A 1,851-nucleotide genomic window follows, 5' to 3' on the forward strand; every position below is an offset into this window, starting at 1 on the left:
AACGCCCGCCCGCGCCCGCGCCCCCACCGCCGCCGCCCGCGGCGGACCGTCCTCCCGCCGACCTGTACGGCGGCGACCCGGTAGTCCCGGACGGCGCGCCCGCGACCCTCCAGGAGGCGCTGGCCGCCGCGGCGCGGCTCACCCCCGACCACGGCACGACCTACATCCGGCAGGGCCGCCCGGACTCCGTGCAGCCCTACCCCGAACTGCTGGCCGAGGCCGAACGGGTCCTCACCGGCCTGCGCGCGGAAGGGCTCCGGCCGGGCGACGCCGCGCTGTTCGTCTTCGCCGACAACCGCGCGTACATCACCGCGTTCTGGGGCTGCGTCCTCGGCGGGTTCCTGCCGACGCCGGTCGCCGTCGCGTCCACCTACCACAAGGAGAACGAGCCCAACCGCAAGCTCCACAACGCGTGGGAGCTGCTCGGACGGCCCGTCATCGTCACCGACGCGGGCACTGCCGACGCGCTCGCGGGCGTCCGGGACCTCTGGGACGAGCCCGGCGTCCGCATCCTCACCGCCGACGACCTGCTGCGCAACGAACCCGACCACGACTGGTTCCCCGCGACGCCGGACAGCCCCGTCCTGAACCTGCTGACGTCCGGCAGCACCGGCGTGCCCAAGTGCGTCCGGCACACCAACGCCAGCATCGCGGCCCGTTCGCTCGCGGTCGCCGAGCGGTGCGGCCTCACCGAGGCCGACGTCAGCCTCATCTGGATGCCGTTCGACCACGTCACGGTCGCGATGTACAACGTGCGCGACGTCTTCGTCCGCTGCCGGCACGTCAACGCCCGCACCGAGCACCTCCTCGCCGACCCGCTGCTCTGGCTGGAGTGGATGGACGCCTACCGGGTCACCAACACCTGGGCGCCGAACTTCGCGTTCGCGCTGGTCAACGAGCAGGCCGCCGAGCTGCGCGGACGCTCCTTCGACCTGTCGAGCGTCCGGGAGATGGTCAACGCGGGGGAGCCGGTCGTCGCGGCGACCAGCCACCGCTTCCTCGAACTCCTCGCCCCGCACGGCCTGCGCGCGGACGCGATGACGCCGTGCTGGGGCATGTCGGAGACCTGCTCCGGCGTCACCTACACGCGGCAGAGTCGCGACGACCGGACGGCGGGCACCGTCGCGATCGACCCCGCCTCGCTCGGCGCGGACGTCCGCTACCTGGACCCCGACGACGAGCACGCGGTGGTGCTGTCCACGGTCGGCGGCCCGATCCCGGGCGTCCGGCTGCGCGTGGTCGGCGACGACGGCGAGGTGCTGCCCGAAGGACGCGTCGGGGAGCTGCGCATCACCGGCGCCACGATGATGTCCGGCTACCACGCCAACCCCGAGGCGAACCGCGAGGCGTACGCGGAGGACGGCTGGTTCCGCACCGGCGACCTGGCGTTCGTCCGGGACGGCGAGGTCGTCATCGCCGGGCGCAGGAAGGACCAGATCATCGTGCGCGGCATCAACTACCTCGCGCACGAGATCGAGAGCGTCGTCGCGCGCGTGGACGGCGTCCGGGTCACCTTCGTCGCCGCGGTCGGGCTGCGCGAGCCCGGCGCGGGCTCGGACCGCCTGGTGGTCTTCTACGTGCCCGAGACCGACGACCCGGCGGCGCTCGCGCGGATCGCCGTGGACGTCCGGGCGGTGCTCGGCCGCGAGGCCGGGCTCGCGGCCGACCTGCTCGTCCCGGTCACCGAGGCGGAGTTCCCCAAGACCGGCAGCGGCAAGATCCAGCGGTCCGCGCTCGCCGACCGGCTCCGCGCCGGCGACTTCGCCGACCGCGGGACCGGCGCCGCCGAACCCCCGGCGGGCAGCGGCCTCGTCCGGCGGCTGTGGACCCCGCTGCCGGAGACCGCGGACC

The 1,851-nt window shown here is 74.5% G+C and carries 1 protein-coding gene; it reads left to right on the plus strand.

Annotation, left to right across the window (positions count from 1 at the left end; all coding sequences use genetic code 11):
- A partial coding sequence (locus DZF91_RS24315; protein ID WP_147341343.1) for an AMP-binding protein occupies positions 1 to 1,851 on the plus strand: 1,851 nt, incomplete at both ends.

This window comes from Actinomadura logoneensis (assembly GCF_003428695.1).
Lineage (GTDB): Bacteria > Actinomycetota > Actinomycetes > Streptosporangiales > Streptosporangiaceae > Spirillospora > Spirillospora logoneensis.